This window comes from Paraburkholderia sp. GAS82 (assembly GCF_050436285.1).
Taxonomy (GTDB): Bacteria; Pseudomonadota; Gammaproteobacteria; order Burkholderiales; family Burkholderiaceae; genus Paraburkholderia; species Paraburkholderia phenazinium_B.
The window spans coordinates 167,495-181,866 of the sequence record NZ_JBNDLX010000010.1; the positions used below are offsets into that span (position 1 = coordinate 167,495).

The 14,372-nt window shown below is 62.0% G+C and carries 13 protein-coding genes; 7 read left to right on the forward strand and 6 right to left on the reverse strand.

Going from position 1 to position 14,372, the window contains the following annotated elements; all coding sequences use genetic code 11:
- The first annotated feature begins 66 nt into the window (after window positions 1-66).
- On the forward strand, window positions 67-1,509 hold the full coding sequence (locus tag P3T17_RS28595) for an FAD/NAD(P)-binding protein (RefSeq protein ID WP_429409771.1): 1,443 nt from the start codon (window positions 67-69) through the stop codon (window positions 1,507-1,509).
- A gap of 33 nt (window positions 1,510-1,542) precedes the next feature.
- Here P3T17_RS28595 and P3T17_RS28600 read toward each other — a convergent pair whose 3' ends face one another.
- The 5 genes from P3T17_RS28600 to P3T17_RS28620 form a co-directional block, all read right to left on the reverse strand.
- Window positions 1,543-3,630: a family 2A encapsulin nanocompartment cargo protein cysteine desulfurase gene (locus P3T17_RS28600; RefSeq protein WP_429409773.1), complete on the reverse strand. Its 2,088-nt coding sequence runs from the start codon at window positions 3,628-3,630 to the stop codon at window positions 1,543-1,545.
- Window positions 3,605-4,537 carry a family 2A encapsulin nanocompartment shell protein gene (locus P3T17_RS28605; RefSeq protein ID WP_074268036.1) on the reverse strand — a complete coding sequence of 311 codons (933 nt, stop codon included), beginning with the start codon at window positions 4,535-4,537 and terminating at the stop codon, window positions 3,605-3,607. The genes P3T17_RS28600 and P3T17_RS28605 overlap by 26 nt, the downstream gene beginning before the upstream one ends.
- A gap of 96 nt (window positions 4,538-4,633) precedes the next feature.
- A complete protein-coding gene (locus P3T17_RS28610; RefSeq protein ID WP_429409774.1) occupies window positions 4,634-4,930 on the reverse strand; it encodes a helix-turn-helix domain-containing protein in 297 nt (98 codons plus the stop codon).
- Entirely contained in the window at window positions 4,927-5,895 is a 969-nt protein-coding gene (gene epsC, locus P3T17_RS28615) for a serine O-acetyltransferase EpsC (protein ID WP_429409775.1), read from the reverse strand. Before epsC ends, P3T17_RS28610 begins: the two co-directional genes overlap by 4 nt.
- Window positions 5,896-5,927: 32 nt before the next feature.
- Window positions 5,928-6,395, reverse strand: coding sequence for a rhodanese-like domain-containing protein (locus P3T17_RS28620; RefSeq protein WP_429409776.1), 468 nt, complete (start codon window positions 6,393-6,395; stop codon window positions 5,928-5,930).
- Between the two features lie 534 nt (window positions 6,396-6,929).
- On the opposite strand from P3T17_RS28620, the gene P3T17_RS28625 reads away from it, so the two are divergent.
- The 5 genes from P3T17_RS28625 to P3T17_RS28645 are packed head-to-tail and all read left to right on the forward strand — an operon-like array spanning window position 6,930 to window position 12,082.
- Window positions 6,930-7,997 (forward strand): ABC transporter substrate-binding protein, encoded by a 1,068-nt coding sequence (locus tag P3T17_RS28625; RefSeq protein ID WP_429409777.1) that lies wholly within the window; start codon window positions 6,930-6,932, stop codon window positions 7,995-7,997.
- A gap of 11 nt (window positions 7,998-8,008) precedes the next feature.
- Window positions 8,009-8,860, forward strand: coding sequence for an ABC transporter permease (locus tag P3T17_RS28630; protein WP_429409779.1), 852 nt, complete (start codon window positions 8,009-8,011; stop codon window positions 8,858-8,860).
- Window positions 8,861-8,886: 26 nt separating this feature from the next.
- Window positions 8,887-9,795, forward strand: a complete 909-nt coding sequence (locus P3T17_RS28635; RefSeq protein WP_429409780.1) for an ABC transporter permease — start codon at window positions 8,887-8,889, stop codon at window positions 9,793-9,795.
- Window positions 9,796-9,810: 15 nt separating this feature from the next.
- The gene (locus P3T17_RS28640; RefSeq protein WP_429409781.1) at window positions 9,811-10,674 is read left to right on the forward strand and encodes an ABC transporter ATP-binding protein; all 864 of its coding nucleotides are present in this window, start codon (window positions 9,811-9,813) and stop codon (window positions 10,672-10,674) included.
- 46 nt (window positions 10,675-10,720) lie between these two features.
- The gene (locus P3T17_RS28645; protein WP_429409782.1) at window positions 10,721-12,082 is read left to right on the forward strand and encodes an LLM class flavin-dependent oxidoreductase; all 1,362 of its coding nucleotides are present in this window, start codon (window positions 10,721-10,723) and stop codon (window positions 12,080-12,082) included.
- A 53-nt stretch (window positions 12,083-12,135) separates the two neighbouring features.
- Here P3T17_RS28645 and P3T17_RS28650 read toward each other — a convergent pair whose 3' ends face one another.
- Window positions 12,136-13,122 carry an aliphatic sulfonate ABC transporter substrate-binding protein gene (locus P3T17_RS28650; RefSeq protein ID WP_429409783.1) on the reverse strand — a complete coding sequence of 329 codons (987 nt, stop codon included), beginning with the start codon at window positions 13,120-13,122 and terminating at the stop codon, window positions 12,136-12,138.
- Between the two features lie 177 nt (window positions 13,123-13,299).
- On the opposite strand from P3T17_RS28650, the gene P3T17_RS28655 reads away from it, so the two are divergent.
- Window positions 13,300-14,361 (forward strand): LLM class flavin-dependent oxidoreductase, encoded by a 1,062-nt coding sequence (locus P3T17_RS28655; RefSeq protein WP_074268029.1) that lies wholly within the window; start codon window positions 13,300-13,302, stop codon window positions 14,359-14,361.
- Window positions 14,362-14,372 lie beyond the last annotated feature (11 nt).

Below are 14,372 nucleotides of genomic sequence, written 5' to 3' on the forward strand. Positions count from 1 at the left end.
TTCAGCAGACCATTAACATCCTGTCGTCCCGGCCCGAGCGCGCCGGAGGATTCACAGGAGAGCATCATGGTCGCTCATCACGGCGGAGCGCCAGAGATCGTCATCGTCGGTGGCGGTCTTTCCGGCACGGCGCTCGCCATCAAGCTGCTGCGCGAAGCACAGCAAGCCCTCGCGATCCGCCTCGTCGACCCGTGTACGCAGCCGGGTCGCGGCCTCGCTTACTCGACCCGGGAGCCGGGACATCTGGTCAACGGCCCCGCCCTCCTTTTCACGCTATATCCAGAGCAACCGGAGCATTTCGTCGACTGGCTTACTTTGCAGCCCGAGTTTGCCGGCCAGCCTCGTGATGCAGTCGCCCAGGCGTACGTGCCGCGCTGGCGTTTTGGCGATTACGTAAGCGAGCAATTGCGGCAGGCACAGCAGCAAGCTGCGCCCGGCGTCACGTTCGAACATGTCCAGGCACGCGTCGAAGATCTCGATGTTTCATCAAACGGCGTCACGCTCGCGCTCGACGCAGGCCGGGTGCTGCTCGCCGATCACGCGGTGCTCGCGCTCGGTGTGTTCCAGTCGCGGCCGCGTTTTGATGCGAACGGTCAGCTCACGCAAGCGGGTCAGTATGTCGCTAACGTGTGGGACTGCCCGCGTCTTGCAGCACTCGTCGACGCAGACGAGCTCGTGCTGGTGGGTGGAAGTCTGACGATGATCGACGCCGTCGTATCGCTCGAAAAGCTGGGTTATCGCGGTACCTATAAGGTGCTGGCGCGGCACGGCCTGACGCCAGTCGAACGGCGTAACCCCGCGCCTGATGAAGCGCCTTTCGGAAGAGTGGGACCGCCGCGCACATTGCGGCAGGTCGTGCGCGAACTACGCGAAAAAGCTCGAACCATCATCGCGCATGGCGGTGACTGGCAATCGCTACCGGGCGCGCTCAGGCCATATCTTGCAGACTGGTGGCATAACGCAGCGTTGATCGACAGGCAGCGGTTCTTCCGGCACGTGAGACCGCATTGGGACGTGTTTCTGCATCGCGCGCCACCCGTCAGCGCAGCGCTGGTCGACGCGCTGCGCACAAGCGGCCGTCTGAGCGTCGAGGCGGCCATCGTCAACGATCTCGCGGAAGCTCTGGGAGGAGGCGTGAACGTGCGTTACCGGCTACGCGGTAGCGAAGAAGAACGCACGATGGTCACCCAGGGTGTCGTCAACTGCACCGGGCCCGACTATCGCTGGCACGCCGGTTGTGAGCAGCCCCTGGTGCGCAATCTGTTTTCGCGCGGCCTTGTGCAAACGGGACCGGTAGGGCTTGGCATTACGGTCGATCCATCGCTAGCCGCGATCGCAGCGAACGGTGCTGCTTCGCCGTACATTTCGGTGCTCGGCGCAGCATTGCGCGGCACGATCGTCGAACCTGGGACAGTCATCGAAATCGCCAATCAGACCACGAGGCTCAGTGCGCGTCTGCTCGCAGCGTTAAGTGTTGCGCAGGCGCCTGCAGTGCTTCAGGTGTCCTGATCAGACACCTGAAGCACCTGGAAGCGCCAAACGCTAACGCCGCGTCGACAGACGCCGCACCACCGCAACCAGCGCATCGATCTCATCGCAGGTGTTGTAGAACGCGAGCGATGGCCGCACGGTAGCTTCGAGGCCGAAACGCCGCAAGATGGGCTGGGCGCAATGATGCCCCGAACGTACTGCAATGCCCTCTTCGTTCAGTGCCTGCCCAACCTCTTCCGTCTCATAGCCCTTCAATACGAACGACAATACGCTAGCCTTGTCCTTCGCAGTGCCAACCAGCCGAACACCGGGAACGGGTTGCAAGACACTCGTCGCATACGCAAGCAGATCGTGCTCATAGCGGGCGATATTCTCGATGCCCACGCGCGTCACGTAGTCAATCGCCGCACCCAGACCCACCGCATCCGCGATGTTGCCAGTGCCCGCTTCGAAGCGGTTGGGCGGCGGCTGGAACACAGTGCGCTCGAAGGTTACGTCGGCGATCATGTTGCCACCACCTTGCCACGGCGGCATGTCGTCGAGAATCGCGCGCTTGCCGTAGACCACGCCAATGCCGGTCGGACCGAACACCTTGTGGCCCGAGAACACGAAGAAGTCCGCATCGATTGCCTGCACATCCACGCGCATATGCGAAACCGACTGCGCGCCATCGATCAGCGCCTTCGCACCGGCACGATGGGCCATCTCGACGATCTCCTTCACCGGCACCACCGTGCCGAGTGCGTTCGAAACCTGGGTTACCGAAACGATCTTCGTGCGATCGTTCAGCAGCTTGCGGTATTCGTCGAGCAGTACCTGGCCGGAGTCATCGACCGGAATCACGCGCAGCTTCGCCCCGGTTTGCGCGGCAAGTTGCTGCCACGGCACGATGTTAGCGTGATGTTCCAGGTGCGACACGATGATCTCGTCGCCCTCGCCCACGTTCTGCACGCCCCACGACTTCGCGATGAGATTGATCGCCTCGGTGGTGCCGCGCACGAAGACGATTTCATCGGGCGAGGCCGCGCCGATAAAGCGCTGCACCTTGCTGCGCGCCGCTTCGTAGGCATCCGTCGCACGGCCCGCCAATGCATGGGCGGCGCGATGGATATTCGAGTTCTCGTGGGCGTAGAAATACGCGAGCCGGTCGATCACGGACTGCGGCTTGTGGGTCGTCGCCGCGTTGTCGAACCACACCAGCTGACGGCCGTTCACCCGTTCCGAAAGAATCGGAAAGTCGCGCCGGATTGCATTGACGTCGAACGGCGGGTGCGCCGAAGCCGCTGCGTTCGGCACGCCGTGAGCGGTTCTCGCCGGACCGGTAGACGGATGCGCTTCCTCGACGAAATAGCGTGACCCACCGCTATTGAAAGCGGCCGGTTCATACGAGCCGGCATCGTGCGGAAAACGCTGCACCGAGAGCAACGAGCGAAGCTCGTTCTCGCCTGGCAGGCCGAACGATTGGGCGGTGATCGAATCGCTCAACGGTACGACGATGTCCCGGCCACCCGCACCGCTACTGTGACGGTTATCCGCTTGCGGATCGAGAAAGTAATACGGCGACGCAATACCAGGCGAAGTAGCGGACGTACTTGAAGCCCCACCCGCAGACGGACGTTGCGCACCATGTCCCTCGGGCACGGCCAGCGCTGCGCCACCGAAGCGCGGCTCGAGCGCCGGAGCGATCGTCACCGCGCTATCCGGCAAGCCATTCTGCGCAGTGGCATGCGGTACGAGCGCCGGTACACGATTGCCGAGCGACAGCACATGAGTCGGCGCCGAGGGCAACAGGTTCGCCCCAGGCACCTTACCTTGCGGCAAAGCGGTACCCGGCACGCCCGTGCCGAAACCACCAGGACCCGCGAGCGGCGAACCCGCCGGCGCCGGATTGCTCGCCGTGGACAGCACCGGCGCAGCGACCGGCAATGCCGAAGCGAACGACGCCGACGACGAGGCGTCGCTCAGGCTATTGCCACCCGGCACCGCGGACGACACCCCGCCACCGGGCAGGGCCGAGAAAAACTCCGTCGCGAGACGTGCGAGCGTTGCCGGATCGGGCAAGCCGGCCGGCAGCGTCTGCGGTACATCGTGCGGCACACCTGCGCCTGGCGGATTACTTGTAGGTGTCTGGATAGTCATGGTACTTACCGATCTCCACGTCATCGAGAACCGCCAGCGCGTCCGGCGAATGCACCGCCAGCGAGCAGTACAGGGAAATCAGATACGACGCGATCGCATGACTGTTGATGCCCATGAAGCGCACCGACAACCCCGGACCCTGCTCGCCCGCGACACCCGGCTGGAACAGGCCCACCACGCCCTGGCGCTTGTCGCCCACACGTAGCAGCAGGATCTTGGTCTTGCCGTCGGCCACCGGCACCTTGTCGGACGGAACCAGCGGAATCCCGCGCCATGTCAGGAACTGCGAGCCGAACAGGCTGACGGTGGGCGGTGGCACACCACGGCGCGTGCACTCGCGGCCAAACGCAGCAATCGCGAGGGGATGGGTCAGGAAAAACGCCGGCTCTTTCCATACCTTGCTCAGCAGTTCGTCCAGATCGTCGGGCGTCGGCGCGCCGGTCAGCGGGAACACGCGCTGCTCGTCCGCCACGTTTGCAAGCAGACCGTAATCCGGATTGTTGATGAGCTGGCTTTCCTGCAGTTCCTTGATCGTTTCGATCGTCAGGCGCAACTGTTCCTTGATCTGATCGTGCGGACTGCTATACAGATCGGAGATACGCGTATGCACGTCGAGCACCGTGCTCACGGCATTCAGGAAGTATTCGCGCGGCTCTTCTTCATACGGCACAAACGTGCGCGGCAGCACCGTTTCGTCTTCGCGCTGTGTGCAGGCAACCTTCACGGCGTCCGGATTCTTGACCTGATTCAGGCGGTAGATACCCGCTTCGACCGGCACCCATTGCAGCAGATGCGTCAACCAGCGCGGCGTGATCGTCGCAAGTTGGGGGACGGTCTTGGTGGCGTTGGCTAGTTGCCGCGCGGCATTATCGCTAAGCGCCGTATGGCCGCTCGCTATGGTCGACATGTGTGGCTCCGGGTTCTATAGATGAAAAACAGGAAAGCTTATGACGAGCAGTGATTATGAGGACCGGATCCACTCTGGCTCAACATGCTATAGACGTCACGAGGACGTCTTCAGCACATTAGTGAGCGTGGGAACCGGCGCGGCGGACGGTGTTGGAGCGACTGCCGCACTGGCACCCGCGAACGACGAACGCAGCAAACTCGAGATCGGTACGCCGAGCGCGCGTGCGAGCTTGTCGACTGTGACGATCGACGCAATCGCGCCGCCGCGCTCGATCTCGCCGACGTAGGACCGGTTTAAACCGGCGTGCTCGGCGAGCTGCTCCTGCGACCACGTGCGAGCCTCGCGCAACTCGCGTACTGCAGCGCCGAAGTTTCTGACGATCGTGCTCATGACGTGGCGCTCGCAACAGGGTTCAACTGCGGCGCCTGTGGCACCAGCGTGACCTGCGCCGGCTGCGAAGCCTCGTTGCGCGACACGGCCTGGGTGACGTGACTACCCGGCTCGACATCCTGCGTCAGCCATACATTGCCGCCAATCACCGCCCCTCTTCCAATCGTCACGCGGCCAAGAATCGTGGCACCGGCATAGATCACGACATCGTCCTCGACGATCGGATGACGCGGCAAACCCTTCTCCAGATGACCCGCCGCGTCACGTGGAAAACGCTTGGCGCCGAGCGTCACCGCCTGATAGACGCGCACGCGCTGCCCGATCACTGCAGTTTCGCCGATCACGACACCCGTGCCGTGATCGATGAAGAACCCCGCGCCGATCTGCGCGCCCGGATGGATATCGATGCCGGTCTCGCCATGGGCCTGCTCGGCCACGATGCGCGCCAGCAGCGGCAACTCAAGCCGGTAGAGTTCATGCGCGAGCCGATGATGGATCATCGCCAGGATGCCCGGGTAGCACAGCAGCACTTCGTCCACGCTGCCCGCCGCCGGATCGCCATGAAACGCGGCCAGCACATCACCGTCGAGCAAACCGCGAATCTCCGGCAGCCGCGCGGCGAACTTGTGTACCGCTGCGCTGGCCTGTGCCTCGATCTGCTCGTCGGCGCGCGCGTGATGGCGGGCCTTGTAGTTCAATTCGAGCCGCGCCTGTCCAAGCAGTGCGTGCAGCGCCGAATCGAGCGCATTGGCCACGTAGAAATTTTCGCTTTCCTGACGCAGATCGGGTGGCCCCAGCCGCATGGGAAACAGCACGCCCTTGAGCGTGTCGACGATGTGGGCCAGCGCCTCGCGGGCCGGCAAGTCGCGCCCGCCCGGCTCGAGCGAACGCTTTTGCACTTCGCGCCAGCGCTGACGCACGGTCTGGAGCGATTGAACGATATCGTCGATGTCAAATACGGCCACAGTCAATGCTCCCCGTCCTGATGTTGATCTCGCTAGTCCTGCACCCACGGCAAGCCGTGAAAGCGCCAGCCGTTATGGCGGCCGCGCTGCTGCTGCGCGTCCAGTTCGCCCTCAAATCCTTCCAGCACATTGAAGACCTGGGTCAAGCCCGCCTTCGCCGCCGCCTCGGCAGCAAGTGCCGAGCGATTGCCGCTGCGGCACAGCAGCAGCACGACTGCCTCCTTGCCCGTTTTCGCTTCCAGTTCACGCGCGAAGCGCGGGTTACGGTTCAGACTCGTGCCGGTCGCCCAGGCGACATGCACGCTATCCGGCACGTAACCGACAAACTTGCGCTCCTCGGGGGAGCGCACATCGACCAACACCGCCTCACCCGCCGAAAACAACGCCCACGCATCTTGCGGAGAAATCCCGCCCGCATAGGGCAAACCCGCAGCTACGGCGGCCTCGCGGGCCGCTACCAGCGCTGCATGTGTAGTGTGTTCTGCCAGTTCAACTGTCATGACATCTCCTTGCTCATTCGTCGTACCTGTCCGGATCTCCCCCGAACGGCGATGCTGGCCGGCCGTTGCCCAACACCTGGGCTTCACCGCCTATAGCCATCAAAACGTACTATGCGAGCGCGTCATCGAAAGCAGAACCAATAAAAAGTGATTTCTAAAGAAGCACGACGATGGACGCTTGAGCAGCGAAGCTTCACGGTGGCCTTTCAACTCCTTGGTGCAGCGTCCGATCGCTCATCAGCATAAATTTTCGGATCTGTGTCGCACAACAAAGAAAACCATCTATCGATATGCGCGCCGCCCGATGCTTCCGCATGCGAATCTTCATCGAGGCAGAAGCAGGCACGCACCTCGTCTACGCCATGCGCCGAACACATAAACACACCCGGCAATATGCATAGCTCAAATCCTTTCTTGTCCTTAACAGTGTCGTCGGCAAAGAATGGCTGTGCTCTGGCGCGGCAGCAGCCTGCAATTCGCGGCTACAACGAATGCGGCCCCGGCGCACCCACTTCCCTATCCCCACTCGAATCGATGCGATATCTACGTTTGCTCAAGTCAGTACTCGCGACCGCTACATTGGCGCTAGCGGCCATGCATGCCTATGCCGACAAACCGACGGTGATCCGCATCGGCGTGGCGGAACAAGGCTCCGGGGACCCGCCGACCTTCGGAGGCTCACCAGCGGCCACGGTGCAGATTCAGCAGTTGCTCGAAAAGGAGTTCGCGCCCGACGGCATCAAGGTTGAATGGCTCTTCTTCAAGGGAGCCGGGCCGGCAGTCAATGAGGCGATTGCCGACAAGTCGCTCGACTTTGCCTTCCAGGGCGATCTGCCATCCGTCTTGGGGCGCGCCAATGGTTTGAAGACACGTATCCTGCTCGAATCGGGCGTGCGGGTAGGCGTGAAGATTGCCGTGCCAGTCGACTCCAGCATCCACAGCATCAAGGATCTGAAGGACCAGCGCGTGTCGATCTTTCGCGGTACGAATCTGCAACTTGTCGCCGATAACGCCCTCGCCGCCAATCAGCTCAACGAGCGCGATCTGCATGTGATCAACCTCGACACCGCTAGCGCGCTTGCTGCGCTGGCATCCAGAGGCATCGATGCATCGTTCAGCGACTATCACCTGTACAAGCTGCGCGACCAGGGTCTCATCAGGATCATCTACGAGTCGCAAAACGAGGGGCCGCAATTGACGCGTCAATCGCATCTGCTCGTGCTTGACGATTTCGATCACGCGCATCCGGACATCGTGCAGCGTGTCGTGACCACTTTCGTGAAAGGCTCGCAATGGTCGTCCGACGAAGCAAACCGCGACGCCCAGTTCAAGTTGTGGGCAAGAACCGGCGTCCCGTATGCCTCCTGGCAAGCCGAGTTCGCCAACCGGACCTTGAAAGAACGCAATTCGCCACTGATCGATCCGTTCATCGTGGCGCGCTATAGGGCGGTCTCCCAGGATGCTCTCAAGCTCAAGCTGATCCGTCAGCCCGTCGACGTGGATAGCTGGTTTGAGCCCAGCTATCTCGACAATGCGCTGCGCACGCTCAAGCTCGACCACTACTGGACGCGCTACGACGCAGCGGGCAAACCGCTCACCTGACGGACACGACGATGAGCGAAACCGCGATCAAGCTGCCGGCGAAATCGGCCATCCATTCCGACGCCGCAAACACCGCGCCGCGCAGACACGAGCGTTTGCGTGCCGTTGCGTGGCATTTGGCGCCGTGGTTATTGCCAGCGCTGCTGCTCGCCCTATGGAACACCGGGTGCGAGCACGGCTGGATTGCACCGCAGATTCTGCCGCCGCCTGAACGCGTGTATGAGACCTTCATCGATCTGGCAAAGAGCGGCGACCTTGCGCACAACACGCTGATCAGTCTGCAACGTGTGTTGATCGGCTTCGGCGTGGGGACCTTTCTAGGCTTCGTGATCGGCGCAGCGCTTGGCCTGTCGCGCACGCTGGAAGCCTATGTACTGCCAGGTTTTAACGCGCTGGTCCAGATTCCAGTACTCGGCTGGCTGCCCTTCCTGCTTCTGCTGGTGGGCGTTGGCGAGCCGCTCAAGTACATCCTGATCGCACACGCCGCGCTGGTTCCCGTCACGCTCAGCACCTTGCAGGGCTTTCGGCAAACACCCGTGGCGCTTGAAGAGGTGGCGCGCGTGTTCGCTTACAACCGCTGGCAACGCATTGCCTATGTCGTGCTGCCCGCCGCGGTGCCGACGCTTGCCACCGGCGTACGGCTCGCGTTCACCAAGGCATGGCTCGCGCTCGTTGTGGTGGAACTGGTGGCGTCGTCGGAAGGGCTCGGCTATCTGATCGTCTACGGACGGCAGCTGTTCCAGTTAGACCTGGTGATGGCGTCGGTGGTGATAGTCGGCGCCATTGGCCTGACGATGAACCGTCTGCTCGATGCGCTCGAAGCGCGTCTGCGGCGCGGCCAGCCATCCGCGTTTCGCGAGTGAGCCACCGACACGTCCCGGAGTCAGTTATGAGCCGAATCATCGATTCACTTGCGCGTCGTGCGGGTCTGCTCGAACAGGAAGGGTCGCCGCCGTGCAGTTGCGAATTGCCGGTTGCCGGCAAAGCAGCGGCCAGCAAACCTCCGTTAGCGTCGCGAAAACGCCGCCTCGATTTGCGCGGCGCGGTGCTGCCCATCGTTGCGCTTGCGCTGTGGTGGGCTATTTCAGAGGCTCATCTGGTGAAGAGCGGCTTACTTGTCAGCCCTGCCGACGTGGCGCAAACCGCATGGCAACAGATCGTCAGCGGGGCGCTGGTACGTGCGCTGTCCGCGTCGCTCGCGCGTGAAGCGAGCGGTTTCGTGATCGGCACCGTGGGCGGCCTGCTGCTCGGCAGCGTGCTCGGCCTCTCGCGCATTGCGACCCGGGTGATCGGACCGAGTTTCGACACCTTCAAACAGATCTCGCTGTTCGCGTGGATTCCACTGATCTCCGTCTGGTTCGGCCTCGGGGATGCCGCAAAAATTGTCTTTCTCTCGCTTGCCGCGCTGCTGCCGGTCACCGCGCATACCTGCGACGGCATCCACGCCGTGCCGCGTGCCTACATCGAAGTCGCGCGCGCCTTCCGCTATACGCGGTTGCAAATGATCCGCCACGTGATCTTGCCCGCGGCGTTGCCGTCGATTTTCACCGGCATCTATCTCGCGTTGATCTATTCCTGGCTCGCCACGCTCGGCGCCGAATATCTGCTGGTTGCGGGCAACGGGATCGGCAATACGCTGGTCGACGGCAGCGAGCAGTTCCGCATGGATCTGGTGCTGTTCGGGATCATTGTCGTCGGCATCACCGGGTGGGTGCTCAATGCACTGGCGCGTGCCGTCGAGCGAGCGGTGCTGGCGCGCCGCCACACCGCTTCGAATCCGGCGCGAGCCACGTTATAAAGAGGATTGCCGATCATGAGCACCGCCCTTTCCGAATCACTCGACATTCTTCACGTCAGCAAGCACTACGCGCAGCGTGGCGTGCCGCTGGCGGTTCTCGACGACATTACCCTGCGGGTGCGGCCCGGGGAATTCGTCAGCGTGCTCGGCTCGAGCGGCTGCGGCAAGTCGACCTTGCTGCGCCTGATCGCCGGACTCGACAGCGACTACAGCGGCGAGATCCGGGTTGCCGGAGAACGGGTGAAGGATACGTCGCTCGAGCGCGGCATCGTGTTTCAGGACCACCGTCTGTTTCCTTGGCTGACAGCCTCGCAGAATATCCTCGCTGCCTTACGCAATGCGCCATTGTCCGCTAAAGAAAAACGCGAGGCAGTCGCTGAACACATTGCGCTGGTGGGTCTGAACGGCTTCGAGAATGCCTATCCGCATCAACTGTCAGGCGGCATGGCGCAGCGCGTGGCGATTGCACGCGGTCTCGTGAACCGGCCGCGTGTGCTGCTGCTCGACGAGCCGTTCGGTGCACTCGATGCGCTGACCCGCGCCCGTCTGCAGAACGAACTGCAACGGATCTGGGAACGCGAGCGCATCACCATGATCCTCGTGACGCACGATGTCGACGAAGCCCTGTACCTGGGCGATCGAGTCGTCACGATGGCGCCGCGCCCTGGGCGAGTCAAACGGATTGTCGACGTCGCGCTGCCGCGGCCACGCCAGCGCAGCGATCCCCGCTTTATCCGCCTGCGCGACGAAGTGCTCGCCGATTTCGCCGAGGATGGCGCAGCAGCTCACAGCGATGGAGGCGGCGCGCCCTCTGGTGGTCAGCACGTGTCAGCCTCTCCCGTCGATTCGCCAATCACCGACTGGCGGCTTGCCTGGTGAAACCGCGCGCGCAAAGCAATCACGCCACAATCTCATGGAGCAAAGAATGAGCGAAAACAAGCGGCAAATCCGGTTAGGCGCATTCCTCATGGAGACTGGCCATCACATCGCCGCATGGCGCCATCCGGATACGCATGCGAGCGGCGGCCTCGACTTCGCCCACTACGCCCAAGTCGCGCAAATCGCCGAGCGCGCGAAATTCGACACCATCTTCTTTGCCGATAGCGTCAGCGTGCGCGACACGAATCTGGCTTCGCTCTCGCGCACCGCACGGGCCGATCACTTCGAACCGTTGACGTTACTCTCGGCGCTTTCCGTGGTGACGCGAAATATCGGGCTGATCGCGACGGTTTCGACCACCTTCAACGAGCCATATAACCTGGCCCGCAAGTTCGCTTCGCTCGATCACTTGAGCGGTGGCCGTTCGGGATGGAATCTCGTCACATCGAGTACCGAATCCGAAGCGCACAACTTCAGTTTCGAACAACATCCCGATCACGCGGTGCGTTATGAACGCGCCCGCGAGTTCTACGACGTTGTGGCTGGCCTCTGGGATAGCTGGGAAGACGACGCGTTTCTGCGCGACAAGGAGAGCGGTGTCTACTTCGATCCGGACAAGCTTCACGTACTCAATCACAAGGGCAAGCACTTCAAGGTGCGTGGACCGCTTAACGTCGCACGCTCACCCCAGGGCTGGCCGGTGGTTGTACAGGCAGGCGCCTCGGAAGCCGGCAAGGAACTCGCGGCGCAAACCGCCGAGGTAATCTTCGTCGCGCATCAGACGCTGGAAGAAGCCCAGGTGTTCTATCGCGACGTCAAAGGGCGACTGGCGAAATACGGACGGCAGCCCGATCATCTGAAGATCATGCCAGGTATCTTTCCCGTGATCGGCCGCACGCAGGAAGAGGCGCGCGCGAAATTCGACGAGTTGCAGAACCTGATCCATCCTACGGTGGGTCTATCGCTGCTATCGAATATGTCCGGCGGCGTCGACCTCTCGCAGTACCCCGTGGATGGCCCGCTGCCCGAGCTTCCCGAAACCAATGGCGGTAAGAGCCGTCAACGGTTGCTGTTCGATCTCGCACGCCGCGAGAATCTGACCATACGTGACCTGTATTTGCGCATCGCCGGCGCGCGTGGTCATCAGCAGGTGGTGGGCACGCCGCAAAGCATCGCAGATCAGCTACAGCAATGGTTCGAGGAAGAAGGTGCCGACGGCTTCAATATCATGTCGCCGTGGCTACCAGGCGGGCTTAGCGAATTTGCGGAGCTGGTGGTGCCCGAGTTGCAACGCCGTGGGCTTTTCCGCACCGAGTACGAAGGCCACACGTTGCGTGAGAATCTGGGCCTGCCGCGGCCCCAGAACCGTTATACCCAAGGCACGCAGGCACGGGCTGCGGTCCGCTAAACCGGTTTGGCTCGATGTCACGCCGGCCGTTGCGCCGCCGTGACATCAAATGATTATTTCGCCGCGGGCGGCGTCCAGATCCGGATGTCGGTCGCCTTCAACGTGTTCGGGATCAACCCTGCCGCAAAATACGTGTCCGCGATCCGCTGTTGTTCGCCAAGCTGGTCCCGCTTCACCGGCACGATGTCATAGCTGCGCCGGCTGTTCGCCAGCTCGACGGTCGGTGTCGGAATATCGCCCCACAACGGTCCAAGGATCTGTGCAGCCTCTTGCGGGTGCGCCTTAACCCACTTGCCTGTTTCGTTCAGCTCATCGAATACGACACGAATCACATCCGGGTGTTTGTCCGCAAACGCCGTAGTCGCCGTGTAAAAGCGGTTGTATTGCGCGACACCGCCAGTGCCGTCGGCGATCACGCGGACATGCGCGTCGCGCTGCTGTGCGGCAAGGAACGGATCCCAGATGGCCCAGGCGTCGATGTTGCCACCTCGAAACGCAGCGAGCGCATCCGGCGCTTCGAGGTAACGTACCTGAATGTCCTTGATCGTCAGCCCAGCCTTGGCAAGCGCTGCAATCAGAAGAAAATTGCAGCCGGAGCCTTTCGATACCGCCACGCGCTTGCCCTTCAGATCCGCGATCGAATGGATCGGCGAATCCGGTGGGACGATGACGGCTTGTGCACTCGGCGCAGAGGTCTCTTCGGCGTAATACGTCAGCGGCGCGTTCGCGGCCTGCGTGAAGAGCGCGAATGCATCTGCGACATCCGCATGCAGATCGACGCTCCCAGCGTTTAGCGATTGCAGCAGCCCCGTTGAAAACTCATGCCAGCTGACGTCATAGCCCATTGCGTTGAGCTTCTTTTCCAGCGCGCCGGTGCGCTTCAACAGGATGAATAGCGTCGACGAGCGCTGATAGCTGATCGAAACCGTTTCGTTGGCTTGCGCGGCGTTCGTGCACAGCACGCCGAACAGCACCAGTGCGCAAACGGAAAACCGGCGCAGTCCAGACAGACCGGCCAAAGCGGAAAGAGCGAAGCGCATCGGGGAGATTCAGAAGTAGGCCAAGCTTTCGACTATATAAAGAATCGGGGGGACGCCAAATACGTATTTCAGCAATCGATATCGTCACAAATTGGAACGCGCGGTTACGTTGCGGCGCAGTGCGTCAGGCATCATTGACGTTTCCCCGGCACATATACTTGTGGAGGTTCTAGCGCCATGCCGACATCACCTGCCCGCTTCGGTGTCTGGGCACTCGTTCATGGCAGCCGCGCCGCGCTGCAGGATCCCGACGAACCGTACGACGCATCATGGGTGCGCAACAAGGCGCTGGTACTGGAGGCCGAGCGTCTCGGCTACGACTCCGTGCTGGTCGCGCAGCACACGATCAATCCGCACCGCGAGGAGCTGGATCAGCTCGAGGCGTGGACGGCTTCCGCTGCGCTTGCAGCGCTCACCGAGCGTATCGAGATTATCGCTGCCATCAAGCCCTATCTCTATCATCCGGTCGTGCTCGCGAAGATGGCGCAGCAGATCGAACACATCAGCGGCGGCCGCTTCGCCATCAATCTCGTCAATGCGTGGAATCGCCCCGAACTCGAGCGCGCCGGCATTGGTTTCGCCGAGCACGACGCGCGTTATGCATATGGCCGCGAGTGGATTACCGTTGTCGATTCGCTGTTGCGCGGTGAACGAACGAGTTTTAACGGCGAACACTTTCATGTCGACGACTATTTTCTGCGGCCGACCGACCCATTCCGCAATCGCCCGCGCATTTATGTGGGAGGCGAGTCGGATCCGGCGCGCGAGCTGGTGGCCGATAAGGGCGACGTCTGGTTCATCAACGGCCAGCCGCTGGAGGATGTGCAAAAGCTGATCGCCGATGTCGCCGCGCGGCCGCGTCCGGCATCGTTGCCCGCACCGTTGCGTTTTGGTCTGTCGGCATTCGTGATTGCACGCGAAACCGAAGCAGAAGCACAAGAGCATCTTGCGCATCTGTTCGAACTGGCGGCCAAGGATGCGCCGTTACGCGAGCAGCAGAAAGCGAACATCGATCCAAACGTCGTCATGATCAAGACCTTCGCCAAGACGCCACGGGTGGGTTCGAACGGCGGCACGGCAGCAGGTCTTGTCGGCAGCTACGAGACGGTCGCGCAACGCATTGCCGCGTTTCATCGAGCCGGCATCGAACTGTTCATGCTGCAATTTCAGCCGTTTGAGGCGGATATGCGTGGCTTCGCCGAGCGGGTCATTCCGCGTGTGAAGGCGTTAACCGCGTGAGGTCAGCGCCT